This window comes from Shewanella sp. Sh95, assembly GCF_001308045.1.
GTDB classification, from domain to species: Bacteria; Pseudomonadota; Gammaproteobacteria; order Enterobacterales; family Shewanellaceae; genus Shewanella; species Shewanella xiamenensis.
The window spans coordinates 1-1,451 of sequence record NZ_LGYY01000216.1 but is presented as its reverse complement, the minus strand read 5'-3'; the positions used below and the strand labels follow the sequence as shown (position 1 = coordinate 1,451).

Annotated in this window: 2 protein-coding genes and 1 pseudogene; 2 read left to right on the top strand and 1 reads right to left on the bottom strand. The window is 35.9% G+C overall.

The genetic code is table 11. From position 1 onward, the window contains the following. Nucleotides 1-148: 148 nt before the first annotated feature. Entirely contained in the window at nucleotides 149-463 is a 315-nt protein-coding gene (locus tag AEA42_RS16135; protein ID WP_055648262.1) for a DUF6626 family protein, read from the bottom strand. Between the two features lie 228 nt (nucleotides 464-691). Here AEA42_RS16135 and AEA42_RS16130 point away from each other — a divergent pair, with 228 nt between their 5' ends. Both AEA42_RS16130 and AEA42_RS16125 read left to right on the top strand, forming a co-directional pair. After that, complete coding sequence (locus AEA42_RS16130; RefSeq protein WP_055648261.1) at nucleotides 692-1,180, top strand: hypothetical protein; 489 nt, start codon at nucleotides 692-694, stop codon at nucleotides 1,178-1,180. Nucleotides 1,181-1,256: 76 nt separating this feature from the next. Further along, nucleotides 1,257-1,451 (top strand): annotated as a pseudogene (locus tag AEA42_RS16125) (IS4 family transposase); the annotation flags it as partial.

The following is a 1,451-nucleotide window of genomic DNA, read 5'->3' as shown; positions in this document are numbered from 1 at the left end:
CGGTACTCAGGCGGCCTGATTATCAAATCACGGAGAAAGAATTGCTGGCGGCCTGGGTATTATTCGCCAATCAGTTGCTCAAATATGGCTATGCTATGGCTGATTTATGAGGGGATCCTTCAGCATTTAGCGTCCTTATTTTACAAAGTTAAAAACTGTACACTTTTCTCTTTCTACTTCGACAGTTTTCATCAATCAAAAAGCGAACCTGTTCTGCTAACCACAGCAATTTATTTTGCGAACCGAAAGCAATCATATTTTTAGAGCCATTATTCGCACTAGCAAGCACTTTTAGCGTATATTCCAATATTGATAGTACACAGATACTTGGCTTATCATTTCGAGTTAATACAACACTACTGTAATAACCTTTGCTCATACCTAAAAACTCAGAACTAAACTGATATTTTGATTTGCACAAATTCATAGATTTCAACTGTGCATAAACGTCCTGTAATTGCATCAAATCTCCTTTTGCACAGGGTTACATTATCCTGCTATAGCTATTTACCTTAATATCACTAATACAATGACTTAACGTTCCATTTTCAGGACGTTAAGCAACAATGTTTTGACCGTTCTTCCCGAAGTTGATTTCTATCATCGGTAAAATGAATACTCTTACACAACTTTTCACTACTTAAGTAGCGAACACTGATAAATACATGCATGTATGATAATGGAGATATACATGTATAAAAAATTACTTAATACGACACTGCAACAAGAATTTATTACACAGATTAACAAAGCTCAATTTAAACCGGATCTAGCTTTAAACTTAACACTATGCAAAGTACCTTTATATGAAAAAACCAACCTTAATGACACATCAGTCACTGAAAAGCAATTTGAAATACTTGAAAATAACTTTAAAAGATTCATGTGCTATTTAAACGAAAAATGCTATGGAAGAAACTGGCACAGACTAAAGAATATAAACCCTAAAAAGTGCATACAAATTATTGCTTTCATTGAAGTAAAAAATCACCAATTCCATTTTCATTGCGCGGTACAAACACCACCCCACATTAACGTGGAAGAATTTAAAGAAATCATTTTAGAACTTTGGGGAAGAACAAAATATGGCAGCAAATATGAGAATTTGATTGAATTCATTTACGATATTGATGGCTGGACTAGCTACATGCTGAAGAATCCCCTGATGATTTACAAATAAATCATCAAATTAGGGTGGAAGCGCATCTTGTTGCATGATCAAATGGTTTCGCCAAAAACTACACTTGGACAACAAGATGCGCGAAGCCAATATCCTACAACATTCTTTACACCAATACTGCCCAGAACTTCACCTAAAACGATTAAACAGCTTGATGCTGGCCTCTAAGGCACTGATTGAATGTAAGACACTGACCTTGACTGAGTTAGGTCGAAATTTACCAACCACGGCCCGAACCAAGCACAACATCAAGCGCATTGATCGTTTGCTC

Coding starts and splice junctions, on each gene's coding strand:
- AEA42_RS16130 (WP_055648261.1), top strand. CDS start 692: ATGTATAAAAAATTACTTAATACGACACTGCAACAAGAATTTATTACA.
- AEA42_RS16135 (WP_055648262.1), bottom strand. CDS start 463: ATGCAATTACAGGACGTTTATGCACAGTTGAAATCTATGAATTTGTGC.